This window comes from Kitasatospora acidiphila (assembly GCF_006636205.1).
Taxonomy (GTDB): Bacteria; Actinomycetota; Actinomycetes; order Streptomycetales; family Streptomycetaceae; genus Kitasatospora; species Kitasatospora acidiphila.
This window is the reverse complement of the sequence record NZ_VIGB01000003.1, coordinates 6,864,301-6,882,375: the sequence shown is the minus strand read 5'-3', so window position 1 is coordinate 6,882,375 and position 18,075 is coordinate 6,864,301. Positions and strand designations below refer to the sequence as shown.

Sequence of the window (18,075 nt, the reverse complement as noted above, 5' to 3'; positions counted from 1 at the left end):
CCACGGTGGCCGACTCGCCTCCGGGTCGGCCACCGTGGTGCTCCCCCAAGCCCTCAGACCCCTGGAGCGTCAGGACGGCGTGACCGGGGACCACATGCCGAACCACTGCTCGGCGCCGTACTCCTCGAACCGCTCCACCTCGGTGAACCCCAGCTTCGCCGCGATGCGCATCGAGGCGTCGTTGGCGGTCTGGGTGGAGAGCACCACCGGCTCGCCGGGATGCGCGTCGGCGAACCAGTCGAGCGCCGCTGCGCACGCCTCGGTGGCGTACCCGCGTCCCCATGCCTGCGGCAGGAACATGTAGCCGAGCTCGGGCTCCCCGCCGTCCGGACGGATGTGTCCCTTACGCTCCGGGTCGCGCCCATCGAGCGTGATCATCCCGATCGTTGTTCCGTCGAGCTCGACCGCGAAGAAGCCGAAGCGCCGCCCGGGCACCTCGGGCATCGCGCGCTCGAGCTCGTCACGCGGTCGGGAGCCACCGACGTAGGTGCCCACCTCTGGTGAAGCGAACAGCTCGATGAACGCCGCACGGTCCCGGGCCTCGGACTCACGGAGCACGAGCCGCTCGGTCCGTATCGGGGCAGGCGGCCAGGGGACGGATCCGGTTCCAGTCATGTCGGGCAACCTATCGCAAGCCCACCGGGTACAAACCTCAAGGGACTTACAGCGAAAGCGGCTTCTGACTCGTCGGCCCGATGTGGGTTGCCCGTTTCCCGCACCTGTGATCGTGTTGGCTGGCCGTACCGAACTGTCAGTACCGCTGGTGTCCGCTTGGCTGTAGCAGGGAGTTAAACGTGCAGGACCTTGTCGTCGACCCCGGTGCCCATAATCGGGCAGCCTGGGACAAGTATGTCCAGGAGGGCAACGAGTGGTCGAGGCCGGTGAGTGCCGAGGACGTCGAGCGCGCCCGCATGGGCGACTGGTCGATTGTTCTCATCGGGCGTGAGCCAGTCGACCGCGCGTGGCTGCCGACGGACCTGACCGGCAAGGACGTGTTGTGCCTGGCCTCCGGCGGTGGCCAGCAGGGTCCGATCCTCGCCGCCGCAGGGGCGCGGGTCACCGTGTTCGACAACTCGCCCCGCCAGCTCGGCCAGGACCAGATGGTGGCGGTACGCGACGGACTCGAGCTGCGCACCGTCCTGGGTGACATGCGCGACCTCGGCGCCTTCGGCGACGCAGCATTCGATGTTGTGTTCCACCCGGTCTCGAACTTGTTTGTACCCGACTTGGCACCGGTGTGGCATGAGTGCTTCCGCGTCCTGCGACCGGGCGGAACTCTGCTCGCGGGCTTCCTCAACCCTGATGCGTACTTGTTCGACCACGAGGCCCTCGACGAGCGTGGCGAGCTGGTCGTCGTGCACAAGCTGCCCTACAGCGATGTCACGCATTACTCCGCCGAGGAACGCGCCACGAAGTTCGGCGCGGATGCCCCTCTTGAATACAGCCACACCCTCACCGACCAGATCGGCGGGCAACTCGCCGCGGGGTTCGTCCTCACCGGCTTCGCAGAAGCACCGGACCGATCCAACGCATCCGCCCAATACATGTCGAACTATTTTGCGACGCTGGCGGTCAAGCCAGGCTGACCCAGCCGCGGCGCCGGCCGAGACGGCCGTGAACAACCAAATGCCATGCGAAGATTGGCCACTGGTCTATTCGATATGGCCAATCTCCGACTGGCCAAGTGGAGCGCTGTACCAGCCGACCCCCACTGACTTCGCTGACCCCGATTTCCCTGGCCGGACACGGAGGCCGGCAGCGCCGTCCACCGCGCCCGCTCGGCATCGCCCGGCCCCCAATCCCGGAGTTGGCCAACTCCCCTCCGGGTCAGCCACTTCAACGGGCATGGCAGCATGCGGCCATGCCCACCACGCACCCGAACGGCGAATACGCGCTCACCGTGTTGTACTCCGTCCCCGATGACGCCTGGTACTTGGAGCTCGGGCTGGTCGCGGATCGGCAGGCCCTCATCATCGGGATCGTCCCCGATGAGGACCCGGCCCGGGAGCCGACGGTCTGCTTCAACTCCCAAGGGCAGCACGTGGACATCCCGTACGACGTCATGCGCTGGTTCATGGACGAGGTCGAGGACGAGATCCGGACGTCCCGCGCCTGGATGCGGTTGCGACCCGAACTGGTCGAGTTGATCCACCAGTTGCGGCAGGAGTATCTGGGGGTCATCGACGACGCCGACGTGCCCGCCGTCCTCGCGAAGGTACGCGCCGCCATCCCCGAGGCCGACGTCCCCGCCGTTCTCGAGGCTGCCTTCGGGCGGAACCCCGCTGGCACCGCCTGAGCGGACACGGCGCGACATCGGCAACCTCACCCAGGACTGCCTTGTCCGGTCCGCATCCTCATCCGCCCGCTGGGGCTGACGGCCACCACCACGCCCGGCACCGACCCGTCCATCCCGGGCCCGCCCGCTCATGGCTACTCCGCGTTCGGGACCGCCACCCCCCTCGACGTCACACAGCTCAACCCGAGCGTGCTCGATGCCTCAGGATCCATCATCAGCACCGCGCACGACCTCGGCCGGTTCTACAGCGCCCTGCTCAGCGGCCGACTGCTGGCCCCCGCCCAACTCGACGCGACGAAGACCACGGTGCCCGCGCCGCAACTGGGCGCGGACTACGGGCTCGGGCTGGGCGAGCTCCCGTTGTCCTGCGGCGGCAGTTGCTTCGCCCACCCGGGCGGAGTGCCCGGCTACCGGACCTGGGTCGGCGCCACCCCGGATGGAACTCGCACGGCCGTGGTGTTCGCCACCGACGACGGGGACGAGAACACCCAGCAGGCGATGAGCACCCTCGTGGACCGGGAGCTGTGCCGCGACAAGGTGCGATAGCCGCCATCACGGAGAGTGCACAACACGCGGGCGCTGCAGGCCAAACGGTCGCCAACCGTGACATCACCAACACCGAATTTGCCACGAGATTGGATGAAAGTACGATGACCGCTACTGCGCAACCCGCGTAGAGTTCCTAGAACGTCCGTTTTGGCCCAATTCCCCGTTTCCCTCGCCGGAGAACCACCTATGGACAGTCTGTCCTCCGCCGACTCCAGCGGCGCCATCGAAACCCGCGGCATCGAGCCCGTGCCGGACCATGAGCGCCACGGCCGGGTCAGAGAGCTCTTCCCGACCTGGGTCGCAGCCAACATCAGCGTCCTGCTGCTCACCATGGGTGCGGCCCTGGTGGTCTTCAACTCGCTGAACTTCTGGCAGGTCCTGATCGTCGCCGTGTGCGCCGCGGTCGTGTCGTTCGGCCTGGTCGGAGTGCTCTCGGTCTCCGGCAAGTGGGGCGGCGCACCGGGTGCGACGCTCTCCCGGGCGACCTTCGGGGTGCGCGGCAACCTGTTCCCCGGCGCGATCCTCTGGATCGCCCGGTTCGGCTGGGAGACGATCAACGCGGTCACCGGCGCCTACGCCGTGCTGACCGTGCTCAAGCTGCTCTTCGGCATCAAGAGCAATGACGCACTCATCGTGATCACCCTGCTGCTCTTCGTCGCCTGCACCTTCCTGGTCAGCGGCATGGGCCGCAAGGTGCTGAACATCTGCAACAAGTGGTCGACCTACCTGTTCGGCCTGTTCAGCATGCTGGTGCTCGCCTACCTGGTGGCCACCATCCACTGGAGCGACGTCTTCGCCAAGCCCGCCGGGACCACCGCGATGATGGTCGCCGGTGTCGGCACGATCGCGGCCGGCGGCATCAGCTGGGTGCCCACCGGCCCCGACTTCGCCCGCTACCTGCCGCACCAGGCGTCCGGCAAGCGGATCGTCGGCGCGACGGTCTCCGGCGCCGGCCTGGTGATGGTTCCCATGGTGCTGATGGGCGCCGTGATGGCGGTCGCCACCCCGGGGCTGGCCAAGGCGCAGGACCCGGTCTCCTTCCTCGGTGACCTGCTGCCGACCTGGCTGGCGGTGCCGTACCTGCTCACCGCGATCGTGGGCATGCTGCTGATCAACAGCCTGTCGATGTACTCGGCCGGTTTCACCGCCCAGACCATGGGTGTGAAGCTGCCGCGCGCCATGGCCGTGAGCATCAACGCCGTGATCTCGCTGGTCGCCGGTGGCCTGCTGATGCTGGTCGCCTCCAGCTTCCTCGGCTCCTTCATCACCTTCCTGATCCTGCTCGCGGTCTCCTTCTCCGCCTGGATCGGCGTCTACGCGGTCGACATGTTCCGCCGCCGCTCCCGCGCGGTGCGCTACGACGCCGAGGCCCTGATGGACACCGGCCGTACCAGCCGCTACTGGTACGTCGGCGGCTTCTGCTGGCAGGCGATGACGGCCTGGGGCGTCGCGCTGCTCGCCGGTCTCAGCTTCACCAGCTGCGACTGGTTCTCCGGCCCGCTGGCCGGTACCCCGATCGGCAAGTACGGCCTCGGTTGGATGGCCACCATCGTGGTCTCCGCCGCGATCATGGCCGTCCTCCCGACGCCGCGCGAGAACGTCCCGACCGCTGTTGCCGAGCCGGCCCCGGCCACTGCCGAGCGCGAGAAGGTCACCGCGTAGGGCGCGGGCTCCGCTCCACACGTTCCGCAGCAACACACGGCGCCCCTCGGCCGATCGCGTCCCGATCGGCCGAGGGGCGCCGTGCTGCGCGACGCTGTTGGGTCATCCCGCACCCCGCCCGGGTGTCCCACGCGGTTCTCACGGCTCGCACCGGATCCGGGCATGGTGTCCACAGTGTCGATGACGGCTACTCGACGAACTCGGCGAACTCCGTGAGCAGCTTCGCCAACGCCTCCGGTGCCTCCAACTGCGGTGAGTGGCCGGAACCCTCGATCACCTGGACGGCGCCGCGCCACAGCGGCGGCAGGTGCAGCGACTCCAGGTAGGCAAGGCTGACCAGTTGCTCGTCCCGGCCGTGCAGGACGGCCAGCGGGCGGTCGAGGCCGGCGGCGATGGCCACCTCGTCGGTGAACGCACCGGCGGCGAGGCTCGCCGCCAGCCCGGCCCGGGCGGCGCCGTCGGTGGCGAGGATCTGCTCGGCCATCGGCGCCACCGGCAGCGCGGAGCCGGGTGCGAGTTGGCTCGCCGCGTACGCCCGGGCGTCGGCCGGGGTCACCTCGGCGGTGAAGCCCACGCTCACCAGGGGGTTGGGGAGGAAGGCGCTCGGCATCGCCTCCAGGGTGGCCATCGGCGGCGTGCCGAACACGGCGAAGCCGGCGCAATCGGTCAGCGCCGGGGCCGCCTCCAGCGCGATGTGCCCGCCGAGGCTGTGCCCGCCCACCAGGGCGTCCCGGGCGTCCAGGGCCGCGGCGAACCGGACGAGCACCTCGGCGTAGCCGGGCAGCGAGTAGGTGCCGGCCGACGACGCGGGTGCCGATCGCCGTGCCCCGGCAGGTCGAGCGCGAGGCAGCGGTACCGCTGCCCGAACGGGCCGTCCAGCAGCGCCTGCCAGGCCCGGGAGGACGAGGAGTTGCCGTGCACCAGCACCACCGCCCGCCCCCGGCCCGCGCTCTGGCGGTAGGCGATCCGATGGCCGTCGAGGTCAATCGTGTCGGGTTCCACGCAGCATCCTTACGTCCCGGCGGGCAGCGTTGATCACATACGCCCCGCACATCTCGCTTACACCCCGCACATCTCATATGCGCCGCGTAGGTCATATACACCCCGCGTAGCTCGGCTCGGATGCGCCCCGCGCAGCTCACATACCCTCAGCCAGCCGCTCGATCAGCGGCGCCGCCACCGCCAGCGCCTCCAACTCCCCTGCGGTGAACCCCCGTTCAAGCACCTCACCGAGCTGCCGGGACCGTGCACCCCGTCGCCGCAGCAGCATCGCCTCACCCTCCCCGGTCAACGACATGACGACCCGCCGCCGGTCGTCCGGATCGGGGTGCCGCTCGACGAGGCCGCGCGCCTCCAGCCCGCTCAGGGTGGTCCCCATCGCCTGCGGGGTGATCTGCTCGGCCCGGGCGAGCGCGGCGGCGGTGGCCGGGCCGCCGCGGGCCAGGCGGGACAGCGCGGAGCGTTCGGGAAGCGTGAGGTCGCCCGGGATGGGCGCCTGGCGAAGCCGCCGAGCGAGCAGGGCGATGCCGTCGTAGAGCGCCGCGCTCAGGTCATCGACATTCACGGGCTGGACCATATCCGCAGGTTATCAACCCAGGTTGGCAATCCGGGCGGAGTCCAAGCGGGATCCAGGCGGGGCACCAGCCGGGATCCGGGCGGGATATCGGGCGCCATGCCAGGCGGCCCACCAGCCGCGATATCGGGCGGGGTTACCAACCGGGCTATCGGGCGCCACGCCAGGCGCCGCACCGGGCGCCGCACCACTCGCCGCACCGGGCGCGATATCCCCCCGGACAGCGCCTTCTCGCCACTCTGGCCCGGCCCCGGAGGCGGCCCACTAGGATGACGCCCGGACGGACCGCCAGGTCCGGCCACGCCATGGACGGCGCAAGGGGAGGAAACCGGTGCGAAACCGGTGCGGTCCCGCCACTGTGACCGCGGCTCACTGAGCTCGCGGGAGTCAGGAACTCCCGCCGTCCTCCCCTCCCACCCGGGGCGCGGACCCCGAGGAAGGCCGCCGCATGATCCTGCTCCTGTCCACCTCCGACACCGACCTGCTCTCCGCCCGGGCCGCCAACGGCCCGGTCGGCTACCGGCTCGGCAACCCGGCCCGCCTGGCCCCCGCCGACCTGCCGGAGCTGCTGGAGGGCACCGACCTGGTGGTGGTCCGGCTGCTCGGCGGCCGGCGCGCCTGGCAGGAGGGGCTGGACGCCCTGCTGGCCGGCCCGCGCCCGGTCATCGTGCTCAGCGGTGAGCAGGCGCCGGACGCCCAGTTGATGGAGCTGTCCACGGTGCCCGCCGGTCTGGCCGCCGAGGCGCACGCCTACCTGGCGCACGGCGGCGCGGCCAACCTGGCCGAGCTGGGCGCGTTCCTCTCCGACACGGTGCTCCTCACCGGCCACGGCTTCGCCCCGCCGGCGTCGGCGCCGGACTGGGGTCCGCTGGAACGCGCCGCGGCCCGCACCGAGGGTCCGACGGTCGCCGTCCTCTACTACCGCGCGCACCACATGAGCGGCAACACGGCCTTCGTCGAGGCGCTGTGCACGGCGATCGAGGAGGCCGGCGGCCAGGCCCGTCCGTACTTCTGTGCCTCGCTGCGCGGGGCTCCGGAGGAGTTGCTGGCCGAACTGGGCCGGGCCGACGCGATCGTGACGACCGTGCTGGCGGCCGGCGGCACCCGGCCGGCCGAGGCGCAGGCCGGCGGCGACGAGGAGGCCTGGGACGCCGGCGCGCTGGCCGCCCTGGACCGCCCGATCCTGCAGGCGCTCTGCCTGACCTGGTCGCGCGAGCAGTGGGAGGGCAGTGACGACGGCCTGTCCCCGCTGGACACCGCCACCCAGATCGCGGTGCCGGAGTTCGACGGCCGGCTGATCACCGTGCCGTTCTCCTTCAAGGAGTTGGACGAGGACGGGCTGACCGTCTACGTCGCCGACCCGGAGCGGTCCGCCCGGGTGGCCGGTATAGCGGTCCGGCACGCCCGGCTGCGCCATGTCCCGCCCGCCGAGCGCCGGTTGGCGCTGGTCCTGTCCGCCTACCCGACCAAGCACGCCCGGGTCGGCAACGCGGTCGGCCTGGACACCCCGGCGAGCGCCTCCCGGCTGCTCAACCGCCTGAAGGCGGAAGGCTGGGACCTCGGGGACGGGTTCCCCGGCATGGATCCCGTCGAGGACGAGCACGAGGGCGACGCCCTCATCAAGGCCCTGATCGACGCCGGTGGTTACGACCAGGACTGGCTGACCGAGGACCAGTTGGCCCGCAACCCGGTGCGCATCCCGGCCGCCGACTACCGCCGCTGGTACGCCACGCTGCCCGCCGCGCTGCGCGAGCAGGTCGAGGAGCACTGGGGCCCGGCGCCCGGCGAGCTCTATGTGGACCGCACCCACAACCCGGACGGCGACATCGTGTTGGCCGCCATGCGGGCCGGCAACCTGCTGGTGCTGGTGCAGCCGCCGCGCGGCTTCGGCGCCAACCCGGTGGCCATCTACCACGATCCGGACCTTCCGCCCAGCCACCACTACCTGGCCGCCTACCGCTGGATCGCCGCCGCGCAGTCGGACGGCGGCTTCGGCGCCGACGCGATCGTGCACCTGGGCAAGCACGGCAACCTGGAGTGGCTGCCGGGCAAGACGGCCGCGCTGTCCGCCGAGTGCGGCCCGGACGCGGCGCTCGGCGATGTGCCGCTGATCTACCCGTTCCTGGTGAACGACCCGGGCGAGGGCACCCAGGCGAAGCGGCGCGCGCACGCCACCCTGGTGGACCACCTGGTGCCGCCGATGGCCCGCGCCGACTCCTACGGCGACATCGCCAGGCTTGAGCAACTCCTCGACGAGCACTCCAACATCGCCGCGATGGACCCGGCCAAGCTCCCCGCGATCCGGGCCCAGATCTGGACCCTGATCCAGGCCGCCAAGCTGGACCACGACCTGGGCCTGGACGAGCGCCCGGAGGACGACGGCTTCGACGACTTCCTGCTGCATGTCGACGGCTGGCTCTGCGAGGTGAAGGACGCTCAGATCCGCGACGGACTGCACGTATTGGGGCAGGCGCCGACCGGCCAGGAGCGCGTCAACCTGGTTCTGTCGATCCTGAGGGCCCGTCAGATTTGGGGCGGTGTCAGCGCGTTGCCGGGTCTGCGGGAGGCGCTGGGCCTGGACGAGGCGGCGCTGAAGCTCGGTGCCACCGACGCGGCCGAGGCCAAGGCCCGGGAGCTGGTCGAGGCGATGGAGGCGGCCGACTGGGCGCCGGAGGCCGTCGAGAAGGCCGCCGAGGGCCTGCCGGCCGATGTCGCCCGGGTGCTGGACTTCGCCGCCCGCCAGGTGGTGCCCCGACTCGCCTCCACCACCGACGAGTTGGATGCCGTGATCCACGCCCTGGGCGGCGGCTTCGTGCCGGCCGGGCCGTCCGGTTCGCCGCTGCGCGGCCTGGTCAATGTGCTGCCGACCGGCCGCAACTTCTACTCGGTGGACCCGAAGGCGGTGCCCAGCCGGCTCGCCTGGGAGACCGGCCAGGCGCTGGCGGCCTCGCTCGTCGAGCGCTACCAGGCCGACAACGACGGCGCGTTCCCGCCCTCGGTGGGCCTCTCGCTCTGGGGCACCAGCGCGATGCGCACCGCCGGCGACGACATCGCCGAGGCCTTCGCGCTGCTCGGCGTCCGGCCGGTCTGGGACGAGGCCTCGCGCCGGGTGACCGGCCTGGAGGCCATCCCGCTGGCCGAGTTGGGCCGTCCCCGGATTGACGTGACGCTGCGCATCTCCGGCTTCTTCCGGGACGCCTTCCCGCACGTGGTGGCACTGCTGGACGACGCGGTGCGGTTGGCCGCGGGCCAGGAGGAGGCGGAGACGGACAACTTCGTCCGCGCCCACGTGCAGGCCGACCTGGCCGAGCACGGTGACGAACGGCGGGCCACGGTCCGGGTGTTCGGCTCCCGCCCGGGCACCTACGGGGCCGGTCTGCTGCAGCTGATCGACAGCCGGGACTGGCGCACCGACGCCGACCTGGCCGAGGTCTACACGGTGTGGGGCGGTTACGCCTACGGGCGCGGGCTGAACGGGCGGCCGGCCCGGGAGGAGATGGAGACCGCCTACCGGCGGATCACGGTGGCGGCCAAGAACACCGACACCCGCGAGCACGACATCGCCGACTCGGACGACTACTTCCAGTACCACGGCGGCATGGTGGCGACCGTCCGCGCGCTCACCGGCTCGGCGCCGGCCGCCTACATCGGCGACTCGACCCGCCCGGAGACGGTGCGCACCCGCACCCTGACCGAGGAGGCGGCCCGGGTGTTCCGCGCCCGGGTGGTCAACCCGCGCTGGCTGGAGGCGATGCGGCGGCACGGCTACAAGGGCGCCTTCGAGATGGCCGCCACCGTGGACTACCTGTTCGGCTACGACGCCACCACCGGCGTGGTGGCGGACTGGATGTACGAGCGGCTGACCCAGGAGTACGTGCTCGACCCGGTGAACCGCGAGTTCCTCACCGACGCCAACCCCTGGGCCCTGCACGGCATCAGCGAGCGGCTGCTGGAGGCCGCCGAGCGCGGCCTGTGGGCCGAGCCGGACCCGGCTCTGCTGGCCGAACTGCAGGCCGCCTTCCTGGAGTCGGAGGGTGACCTGGAGGGCGACGACCAGGGCTGATCGGGCGTCAACTCCACTGGGGTGGCGGTGCTTCCGGCATCGCCACCCCAGTCGTTTTCATATCGTCATGCTATTTCTGACTCGCTTGATTCGCGTCCTGACCGACCCGTATAACACCGTATGCGGATCGATTGCCGCTCCGCTCCGGGTCTAGCTAAGGACCTCCCATGCGCATCAACCGGCTCTCCCTCGCCCTTCTGGTCGCGACCAGCGCCCTGACCCTGGCCGCCGCCGGCCAGCCGGCCCAGGCCGGCGGTCGGGGCGCCTCCCCCGCTCCGGCGCAGCCCGCCGCCCGGCCGTCGTCCGACCCGGCCGCCGGCCGGACCGTCATCGACGTCGCCTCGCCCAACCAGATCCCCGGCGTCGGGTCGCACGCGAGCACCCTCCCGGCCGGGACCGACTCGGCGAAGATCACCTACCGCACCAAGGCGTTCACCAACAACGACGGCGGCCAGTGTCTGGACGGCGACCGCAACACGATCCCCAACAACGGCGCCGTCGTGCAGCTGTGGGGCTGCAACGGCTGGGACAACCAGAGCTGGTACTGGACGCCGGTCGCGGGCCAGCCGGCCGGGTACTACACGCTGCAGAACGGCGAGGCCATGCAGTGCCTGGACGGCGACACCAACACCATCCCCAAGAACGGCGCCAAGGTCCAGCTCTGGGGCTGCAACGGCTGGACCAACCAGACCTGGACCTGGAACGGCTCCATCCTGCGGAACTCCGACCAGGGGGAGTGCTTGGACGGCGACACCAACACCATCGGCAAGAACGGCGCCAAGGTCCAGCTCTGGGCCTGCAACGGCTGGACCAACCAGAGCTGGACCTACCACTGATGACTCACCAGCGGTAGGTCAGCGCCTCGGGGCGCCCAGCCGCCCCCGAGCAGCTACCCCGCGATCAGTGCGTACCGCTCGTCGTCCACGGCCCGCCCCCACAGCACGTCGTCACCCGACAGGTCCACCACCCGGACCGGCAGGCCCAACTCGGCCACCGACGCGCCCAGTTGGGCCGCTCCGACGCCACCGGCCCAGGGCAGCTCGCCGGCACCCGGCACATACGGCTTCGGGTCGGCGCTCTGCCGCCAGCGGCCCTCGACCAGCACCAACCGGCCGCCGGGGCGCAGCCGTTCGGCCCAGGAGCGCAGTGCGGCGGCCGGGTCGGGCAGCGTCCAGAGCAGGTGGCGGGCCAGCACCACGTCGAACTTCGCGTCTCCGGTGGGCGGCTCTGCGGCGTCCCCGATCAGGAAGGTGCCACTGAGCCCGGCGGCGGCGAACTTGGCGCGGGCCCGCGCGACCATGGCGGGCGCGCAGTCCACTCCGGTCACCCGGTGCCCGGCCGCGGCGGCGAGCAGTGCCAGCGAGCCGGTGCCGCAGCCCGCGTCCAGCACCTCGCCGGGGGTGGCGGGCAGCCAGTCGGTCAGCCGCGCGGCCCAGGCGGCCCTGGTCTCGGCCGAGCCGAGCCCGTGGTCGGGCTCCTGGTCGAAGGAGGGAGCGGCGGCGTCCCAGTACTCGCTGATGTTGGCGCGCAAGGTGGTCATCCGCCGATCATGGCAGTCGGCACTGACAATCGGTCAGCGAGCCGGCGCGGGGACGGAGACCAAGAGCTGTCCGGTCGTCAGATCCCGCACCTCGAAGTGGGTCAGGTCGCCGGGTGCGAAGCCGGTGCCGCCCGTGATGTGGAGCTGCGGGGCGGAGCTTCCGTACCCGCCCCCCGGGACTGTCCAGGTGCTGACGGTCTGGTGGGTGCCGTAGTCGGAGACGGCGACCAGGTCGCAGGTGCGCGGCCCGGTCACGCCGGAGAGCGTCAGGCTGATGGTGCTGCCCCAGGCGCTGGGGGCCACGCCCACGGTGGCCTTGGCCCCGCCGGGGCCGGTGGCGCTGCTGGTGGCGAGGGGCCCGGTGGCGGGCGCGGTGGCCGACGGGCTGGCGGGCGCGGTAGCGGTGGTCGCCACGGTCGCGTCCATCACCACGGCGGTCGCGGCGGGGCCGCCGAGCACCAGGGCGGCCGCCACCGCGACCAGCCAGCGCCGCCGCACGGTCTGTCGCCGGCGGCCCGCCGCGACCTCGTCGAGCAGCCCGTCCAGCAGCCGCGCGCTGGGCTCCACGGGCTCCGCGCCGCCGGCCGCGTACTCGGCGAGCAGCGGCTCCAGGGCGCCGAGGCGCGTCACCTCCGCCTGGCAGCGCGGGCAGTCGGCGAGGTGCGTCTCGAACGTCGTCCGGTCGGCGCCGTCCAGCAGGCCGAGCACATAGGCGCCGACGTCCAGGTGGGGATCGTCCGGGCCGTTGGGGTCCGCCCAGGACCGGTACTCGGTCATGACGTCACCCCTCGTTCCTCCAGTGCGACCCGCAGGGATCGCAGTGCGTAGTACACCCGCGACTTCACGGTACCTTCCGGGATGCCGAGTTCGGCCGCCGCCTCGGCGACCGAGCGGCCCCTGAGGTACGTCTCCACGATCACCTCGCGGTGGGCCCGGGTGAGCGCGCCCAGTGCGTCGGTGATCGCCATCATCTTCAGCGCCCGCTCGGTCTCGTCCGGGGCCGGGAGCAGTTCGAGCGGCGCCGCGTCGGTCTCGGGCGGCCGGGCCAAGGTGCGCCGGTGGCTGTCGATGACGATCCGCCGCGCCACCGTGACCAGCCAGGGCCGCACCGACCCGGTCGCCGTCTGCAGCTGGTCCGCGTGCCGCCAGGCCCGGACCAGCGTCTCCTGTACCACGTCCTCGGCCCGCTGCCGGTCGCCGCCGACCAGGTGGATCACGAACCCGAGCAGCGGGCCGGCGTGCTCCCGGTAGAGGGCCCGCATCAGCTCCTCGTCGGTGCGGCCCCCGGGAGCCTGCCCGCGCTCCTCGGTCATGAGCCCGTCCTGGCGCACGTCGACCTCATCTCACGCTTCCTGACGGCTCGTCAGTAGCCGCCGCCGGTGCTGGGCGGTGCCGTCGGACTGCTGGAGGCCGCCATCGCCTTGCCGCCGCTCGGCGTCACGGCCCACCAAGTGCCGCCGATGGCCTGCCCGTTGGTCTGGCCAGCCTTGCTGTCCCCGGAGTAGCGGTAGAGCGGCCAGCCGTGGAAGGTCAGCTGCTTGGTGCCGTCGGGCCGGGTGATGGTGGACAGCTGCGAGGCGTCCACGCCGGTGCCGGTCGGCTGGCCGGTCACGGTGGCGGGCGACCAGGTGTCGATGCAGCCGGTGTTGCAGTTGGAGGTGGGCGGGTTGTTGCTGTCGACGTCGAAGCGGTACAGCGTGAAGCCGTTGGAGTCGGTGAGGATCTGGCTCAGGCTGCCGTTGTTGGTCACCTTGACCGTGGTCGCCGATTGCCCGGGCGACGGCGTCATGGGCGCGGTGCTGCTGGGCCCGCTCGGCGGCGGCGTGGTGCTGCTGTGGTACCCGCTGGAGCCGCAGGCGGTGGCGAAGGCGACGGCGGCGGCCCCGGAGGCCGCCAGCAATCCGACCCGGCGGATGGTGGACATGGTATTGCTCCGTCCGTGTGTGGCGCGGCTGCCCAGCCGCTCCAACCTGGGGTACGCGTCTACCCCAGGTCGCGTTCAACCACACGCGGAGCCGTCTGCGCTCACCCGGTCATCCCTGGGTGACCGGGCCGATCGTGGCCGGATGCACCCCCGATCCCGTGCAGTGCTGGGTCTTCCAGGGCAGGAAGAGCGCGGTGCGCTCGCCCGGCGGGTAGACCTTGAGGCCGGTGGCGTCGGTGAGCTGGCAGGTGCCGGGGTCGTAGCCGCTCTGGCCGTTGGCGTCCTGGAAGGTGGCGCCGGCCGTGCCGTGCGGGGCCAGCGTCACGGTGTGGTACGAGGCGCCACTGCGTGCTGCCGGAGCCCCGGTGGGCTTGCCGGCCACCGCCTCGTAGGAGACGCCCGGGTAGCCGTCCATGGTGCAGGACCGGTCGGAGGTGTTGGTGAAGGTGATGGTGAAGCCCATCTGGCCTGCGCCGGCGTTCTCGTCGGTCTGGGCGACGGTGAGCTGCGCGCTGGTGCACTGCTGGCCGCTCGCCGCCACCGGGCTGCCGCCGGTGGCCGGGATCGACGGGTGGGCCGCCGGCGAGCTGATGCTTCCGGTCGCCCCGCGTCCCGGCGTCGGTACCTGTGAGGCCTCGCCGGTCGGCGTGGACGAACCGCCGGTTCCGGTCGACGGAGCGCTGGGGCTGGAGGTGTGCGTCGAGCCTGACGAGGACGAGGACGAGCAGGCGGTCAGCGCCAGCCCGGCCAGCAGGGCGACGGCGGTGAGCTTGGGAAGCGACTTCGGGGGCATGGCGGGTACTCCTTCCGGTACTGACCCAGATGCCCTGGGCCGCGGTTCGCACTCCCGCCGGGACGGGCCTGTTGCCGAACCCGCGCAATTCCATGACGAATTGACGCGTTGACGAATTGCCGCGTCGACGCAATCGACGCAACCACCGGCAACCGGCCCGCCCTCGGCGGACGGCCCACCGTATGCGCACGGTTCACCGCCGCCCGCCCGCCGTCAGAGCAGCGTCCGCCAGTAGTACCAGAACCGGTTGAGCACCATGAGTGCGATCACCCCGTACCAGAGCACCGGCACCACCCAGTGGTAGCGGTCCAACTCCCGTACCACCGGCCGCAGTCGGCCCGAGACCGGAATGGCTCCGGTACGCAGGTTGGCCAGCGTGGTGTACCAGAACAGCAGGATGGTCACCGCCCACACCACCATGCAGTACGGGCAGAGCGCGCCGATCGAGTAGAGCGACTGCCCGATCAGCCAGTGCACCATCACCACCCCGAGCAGCGTGCCCGCCTGCAGGCCCAGCCAGTACCACCGCCGGTACCTGGCCCCGGCCGCCAGCCCCGCCGCGGTGGCCAGCACCACGGCGAAGCCGACCAGCCCGAGCAGCGGGTTGGGGAACCCGAACACCGAGGCCTGCTCGGTCCGCATCACGGACCCGCAGCTGATGATCGGGTTGATGTTGCAGCCGGGGACGTAGTTCGGGTTCTCCAGCAGCCGGATCTTGTCCAGGGTGAGTTCGGCGGAGGCGGCCAGGCCCAGTGCCCCGGCCACCGCCAGCAGCCAGCCGTAGGCCCTGGTCATTTCGCGCCGACCTGCTGCTTGAAGGTGTCGGCGCTGACCGGGGTGCCCTGGTTGTCGAACAGGTTCAGCTGCTTGCCGTCGAACTTCATGGTCGGGGTGCCGGTGACGCCGCTGCTGTCGAAGGCGGCGGCCACCTTCTGCGCCCACGGCAGGTAGGTGCCGTCCTTGACCGCGGCCGTGAAGGCGTCGGTCTTCAGGCCGGGCACCTTGCCGGCCAGGTCGAGGATCTTGTTGACGTCGCCGAAGCCGTCGGTGCGCTCGTTCGGCTGGTTCGCGTAGAGCACGTCGTGGAACTTCTTGAAGTCGGCCACGCTCTGGTTGAGCGCCGCGCCGGCCGCGGCCAGCGCGGTGATCGAGCCCTTGCCGCCCAGGTTGTCGTCCAGGAAGGCGGCCAGGTGGTAATCGATCTTGTAGTCGCCGTTGTCGGCGAGCTGCTGCACGGTCGCGCCGTTGGTGGTCTCGAACTTCTCGCAGATCGGGCAGCGGAAGTCCTCGTAGACGGCCAGGGTGTGCGCGGCGTCCGGCTTGCCGTAGGTGATCACGGTGCCGTCGCCGCTGGTGTTGGCCGGGGTGACCAGCGGCCCGCTGCTGGCGGCCGCGGTCGACGCGGAGTGCGAGGAGCCGGCGCTGTTGACGGCTATCGCCACGCCGCCGACCAGCAGCAGGGCGAGCGCGCCGGACACGCCGATCGTCACCTGGCGGCGGGTCCGCTGGGCACGCTTCTCGGCGAGCATGGCCTGCTGCAGCCGCTCCCGGCGGGCGGCCTGCTGCTCGGCGTGGGTGGGCTTCTTCTTCGCGTTGCTGCTCATGGGAGATGTCCAGTCCGCGCCGGGCCTCGGGTGCGCCGGCGCTGGTTCGCTGCGGGATGTCGGGAGCCGGCAGCTGTGCGCGGGGTGGTGTTCACCAGCGCTGGTTGCTGCGGCGGTCGGCATCGCACGCCCGCGGCATTCCCCCGCTCAGGGGGAGGCGTCAGCAGGCGAGCGCGAACGACGCCGGCGGACCGCGGCGACGGGACGGGGAGAGCGGCAGGTCCTCGGTCGGGGCGTGCTCGGGGCGCGGTTCCGGCAGCGGCACGCCCGGGGCCGGGCGGACCGGCAGCGGGGCGAGCAGCAGCAGGGCGCGCAGCGCGGGGGCCGCCAGCCGGGCCAGCGCGGCGACCAGCTCTGGCAGCCGCACCAGGGCGGCGTCGGCCAGCCGCAGGCAGCACGCGGCGACCAGGGTGACCGTGACGTGCACGGCGAGCAGCAGCAGCTCCAGCACGGCGGGCGCCAGGTTGAGGAACCCGTCGGCGCCGCCGCCGACCGAGCCGCCGCCGCAGACCATCAGGTCGAGGCCGTGGGACGGCCCGCGCAGCGCGGCACCGGGCGCTGGGGCACAGGTGTCCTGGCCCAGGTTGAAGGTGGTGTTGAGGAGCAGCTCGACCGGCAGCAGCAGGGCCGCGATCTGCAGGAAGCCCCGCTCGACCCCGGCCGGCAGCAGCGCGGCGCCGAAGACCACCACGGCGGCGCCGGCCAGCAGGTTCAGCGGCAGCGGGCGCCCGGTGACCACTACCTGCCCGGCCGCGGCCAGCGGAACGGCCAGCGCGGCGAAGAACAGCGCGCGCAGCGTCCGGGTGGTCAGGCAGGTGGTCACGGATCGGAGTATGTCATGCCCCTGGGTAAGGGCGGCGTGAGGCGTCGGAGTCCACCCCGGGGCTAAGTCGGAGTCCACCCCGGGGCGCCGGAATCCATCCCAGGTACCCCTCAGGGCTATCCGCAAGTCATACCTGAGGAGTAAGCGGACGCTGTTACCTCCGTGAAACCATGCATCGGTGACAAGGGGGACACCGCAGACGCAATCGGTCCGCAGGCCGGCCTGGCTCCGCCCACGGACGATGATCACCGTGGCGGGAGTGCTGGTCTTCGCCGTCATGCTCTACCTGGAGGGCACGCACTCCTCGGTCGATCCGATCCGCCTGGTGGAGGGCGTCGACCCGGGGTGGACGGCGCTGTCGGTGGTGGGCATGGCCGCCAGCTACCTGGCCGCCACCATGGGCTTCCTCGGCTTCGTGCCGGAGCGGATAGGTTTCGCGAGAGCCGGGTTGGCGCAGCTGGCCGGCTCCTTCGTGCGACTGGTGGCGCCGGGCGGCTTCGGCGGGATGGCGCTGAACACCCGGCTGCTGCTGCGGGCCGGGATAGCGCCCGGGCCGGCCGCCTCCAGCGTGGGCGCGGGCCAGCTGATCGGGCTTGGTCTGCACCTGGGCCAGCTCGCCTTCTTCCTCTGGCTCACCGGCTTCCGGCCGGACCCGACCTCGTCCAAGGACGACACCGTGCTGGGCTGGACGATCATGGCCTGCCTGGTGGTGCTGGCGCTGCTCGCGGTGGCCCTGGTGGTGGCGCCGACGCTGCGCCGGTGGGCGCTGCGCAAGGTGGTGCCGCTCACCGAGGGCTCGCTGGGCCGGCTGCGGCAGCTGGCCCGGCACCCGGGGCACCTGGCGTTCGGCATGCTCGGCCAGCTGCTGATCTCGATCACCTACGCCTGGACGCTGTACTGCTGCGTGCGGGCCTGCGGCGGCCATCCGAAGTTCGCGGCGGTCGCGGTGGCGTTCCTGCTGGGCAACGCGCTCGGCTCGGCGGTGCCCACGCCGGCCGGGGTGGGCGGCGTGGAGCTGGCCACCACGGCGCTGCTGGCGGAGACCACCGGCGTGAACAACCTCAACGCGGTGGTGCTGTTCCGGCTGATCACCGTGCTGCTGCCGGTGCTGCCCGGCTGGCTGGCCTTCGGGATCCTGCAGCGACACAAGGCACTCTGAGTCAGCGACACAGGGCACTCTGAGTCATCGTCAGGCTCCGGCTGGCCGAGGATGATTGGGTCATAACGTCAACGACCCCCTGGGGAGCA

Annotated in this window: 18 protein-coding genes and 1 riboswitch; of the genes, 7 read left to right on the top strand and 11 right to left on the bottom strand. The window is 71.7% G+C overall.

Annotated features, from left to right (window positions below):
- Positions 1 to 69: 69 nt before the first annotated feature.
- Positions 70 to 615, bottom strand: coding sequence for a GNAT family N-acetyltransferase (locus E6W39_RS32595; RefSeq protein WP_141636546.1), 546 nt, complete (start codon positions 613 to 615; stop codon positions 70 to 72).
- A 179-nt stretch (positions 616 to 794) separates the two neighbouring features.
- Between E6W39_RS32595 and E6W39_RS32590 the strand changes: the two genes are divergently transcribed.
- From E6W39_RS32590 to E6W39_RS32575, 4 genes are all read left to right on the top strand, one after another.
- Positions 795 to 1,586: a class I SAM-dependent methyltransferase gene (locus E6W39_RS32590; protein ID WP_141636545.1), complete on the top strand. Its 792-nt coding sequence runs from the start codon at positions 795 to 797 to the stop codon at positions 1,584 to 1,586.
- 275 nt (positions 1,587 to 1,861) lie between these two features.
- Positions 1,862 to 2,296 (top strand): hypothetical protein, encoded by a 435-nt coding sequence (locus E6W39_RS32585; protein ID WP_141636544.1) that lies wholly within the window; start codon positions 1,862 to 1,864, stop codon positions 2,294 to 2,296.
- 36 nt (positions 2,297 to 2,332) lie between these two features.
- The gene (locus E6W39_RS32580) at positions 2,333 to 2,842 is read left to right on the top strand and encodes a serine hydrolase domain-containing protein (RefSeq protein WP_141636543.1); all 510 of its coding nucleotides are present in this window, start codon (positions 2,333 to 2,335) and stop codon (positions 2,840 to 2,842) included.
- A 189-nt stretch (positions 2,843 to 3,031) separates the two neighbouring features.
- Complete coding sequence (locus E6W39_RS32575) at positions 3,032 to 4,507, top strand: purine-cytosine permease family protein (RefSeq protein ID WP_141636542.1); 1,476 nt, start codon at positions 3,032 to 3,034, stop codon at positions 4,505 to 4,507.
- A 187-nt stretch (positions 4,508 to 4,694) separates the two neighbouring features.
- Here the strand turns inward: E6W39_RS32575 and E6W39_RS32570 are convergent, their stop codons facing one another.
- Together E6W39_RS32570 and E6W39_RS32565 are read right to left on the bottom strand one after the other, a co-directional pair.
- Positions 4,695 to 5,399 (bottom strand): alpha/beta fold hydrolase, encoded by a 705-nt coding sequence (locus E6W39_RS32570; protein ID WP_141636541.1) that lies wholly within the window; start codon positions 5,397 to 5,399, stop codon positions 4,695 to 4,697.
- Positions 5,400 to 5,645: 246 nt separating this feature from the next.
- A complete protein-coding gene (locus E6W39_RS32565; RefSeq protein WP_323809119.1) occupies positions 5,646 to 6,071 on the bottom strand; it encodes a MarR family winged helix-turn-helix transcriptional regulator in 426 nt (141 codons plus the stop codon).
- A 300-nt stretch (positions 6,072 to 6,371) separates the two neighbouring features.
- Positions 6,372 to 6,482, top strand: a riboswitch (cobalamin riboswitch).
- 46 nt (positions 6,483 to 6,528) lie between these two features.
- Between E6W39_RS32565 and cobN the strand changes: the two genes are divergently transcribed.
- Entirely contained in the window at positions 6,529 to 10,143 is a 3,615-nt protein-coding gene (gene cobN / locus E6W39_RS32560; protein ID WP_141636539.1) for a cobaltochelatase subunit CobN, read from the top strand.
- A gap of 167 nt (positions 10,144 to 10,310) precedes the next feature.
- Positions 10,311 to 10,979, top strand: coding sequence for an RICIN domain-containing protein (locus tag E6W39_RS32555; protein ID WP_141636538.1), 669 nt, complete (start codon positions 10,311 to 10,313; stop codon positions 10,977 to 10,979).
- A gap of 53 nt (positions 10,980 to 11,032) precedes the next feature.
- Here the strand turns inward: E6W39_RS32555 and E6W39_RS32550 are convergent, their stop codons facing one another.
- The 8 genes from E6W39_RS32550 to E6W39_RS32515 all read right to left on the bottom strand — a co-directional run bounded on the left by E6W39_RS32550 (position 11,033) and on the right by E6W39_RS32515 (position 16,827).
- Positions 11,033 to 11,683, bottom strand: a complete 651-nt coding sequence (locus E6W39_RS32550; protein WP_141636537.1) for a class I SAM-dependent methyltransferase — start codon at positions 11,681 to 11,683, stop codon at positions 11,033 to 11,035.
- 33 nt (positions 11,684 to 11,716) lie between these two features.
- Positions 11,717 to 12,460 carry a zf-HC2 domain-containing protein gene (locus E6W39_RS32545; protein ID WP_141636536.1) on the bottom strand — a complete coding sequence of 248 codons (744 nt, stop codon included), beginning with the start codon at positions 12,458 to 12,460 and terminating at the stop codon, positions 11,717 to 11,719.
- Positions 12,457 to 12,996: a sigma-70 family RNA polymerase sigma factor gene (locus tag E6W39_RS32540; protein ID WP_141636535.1), complete on the bottom strand. Its 540-nt coding sequence runs from the start codon at positions 12,994 to 12,996 to the stop codon at positions 12,457 to 12,459. The genes E6W39_RS32545 and E6W39_RS32540 overlap by 4 nt, the downstream gene beginning before the upstream one ends.
- A gap of 50 nt (positions 12,997 to 13,046) precedes the next feature.
- A complete protein-coding gene (locus E6W39_RS32535) occupies positions 13,047 to 13,607 on the bottom strand; it encodes a hypothetical protein (RefSeq protein ID WP_141636534.1) in 561 nt (186 codons plus the stop codon).
- Between the two features lie 109 nt (positions 13,608 to 13,716).
- A complete protein-coding gene (locus tag E6W39_RS32530) occupies positions 13,717 to 14,400 on the bottom strand; it encodes a DUF4232 domain-containing protein (protein ID WP_141636533.1) in 684 nt (227 codons plus the stop codon).
- Positions 14,401 to 14,613: 213 nt separating this feature from the next.
- Positions 14,614 to 15,195, bottom strand: coding sequence for a vitamin K epoxide reductase family protein (locus E6W39_RS32525; RefSeq protein WP_141636532.1), 582 nt, complete (start codon positions 15,193 to 15,195; stop codon positions 14,614 to 14,616).
- Complete coding sequence (locus tag E6W39_RS32520; RefSeq protein ID WP_181799543.1) at positions 15,192 to 16,004, bottom strand: DsbA family protein; 813 nt, start codon at positions 16,002 to 16,004, stop codon at positions 15,192 to 15,194. The genes E6W39_RS32525 and E6W39_RS32520 overlap by 4 nt, the downstream gene beginning before the upstream one ends.
- Positions 16,005 to 16,164: 160 nt before the next feature.
- Entirely contained in the window at positions 16,165 to 16,827 is a 663-nt protein-coding gene (locus tag E6W39_RS32515; RefSeq protein ID WP_141636530.1) for a hypothetical protein, read from the bottom strand.
- Between the two features lie 250 nt (positions 16,828 to 17,077).
- On the opposite strand from E6W39_RS32515, the gene E6W39_RS32510 reads away from it, so the two are divergent.
- A complete protein-coding gene (locus tag E6W39_RS32510) occupies positions 17,078 to 17,986 on the top strand; it encodes a lysylphosphatidylglycerol synthase transmembrane domain-containing protein (protein WP_181799542.1) in 909 nt (302 codons plus the stop codon).
- The last annotated feature ends 89 nt before the right edge of the window (positions 17,987 to 18,075 follow it).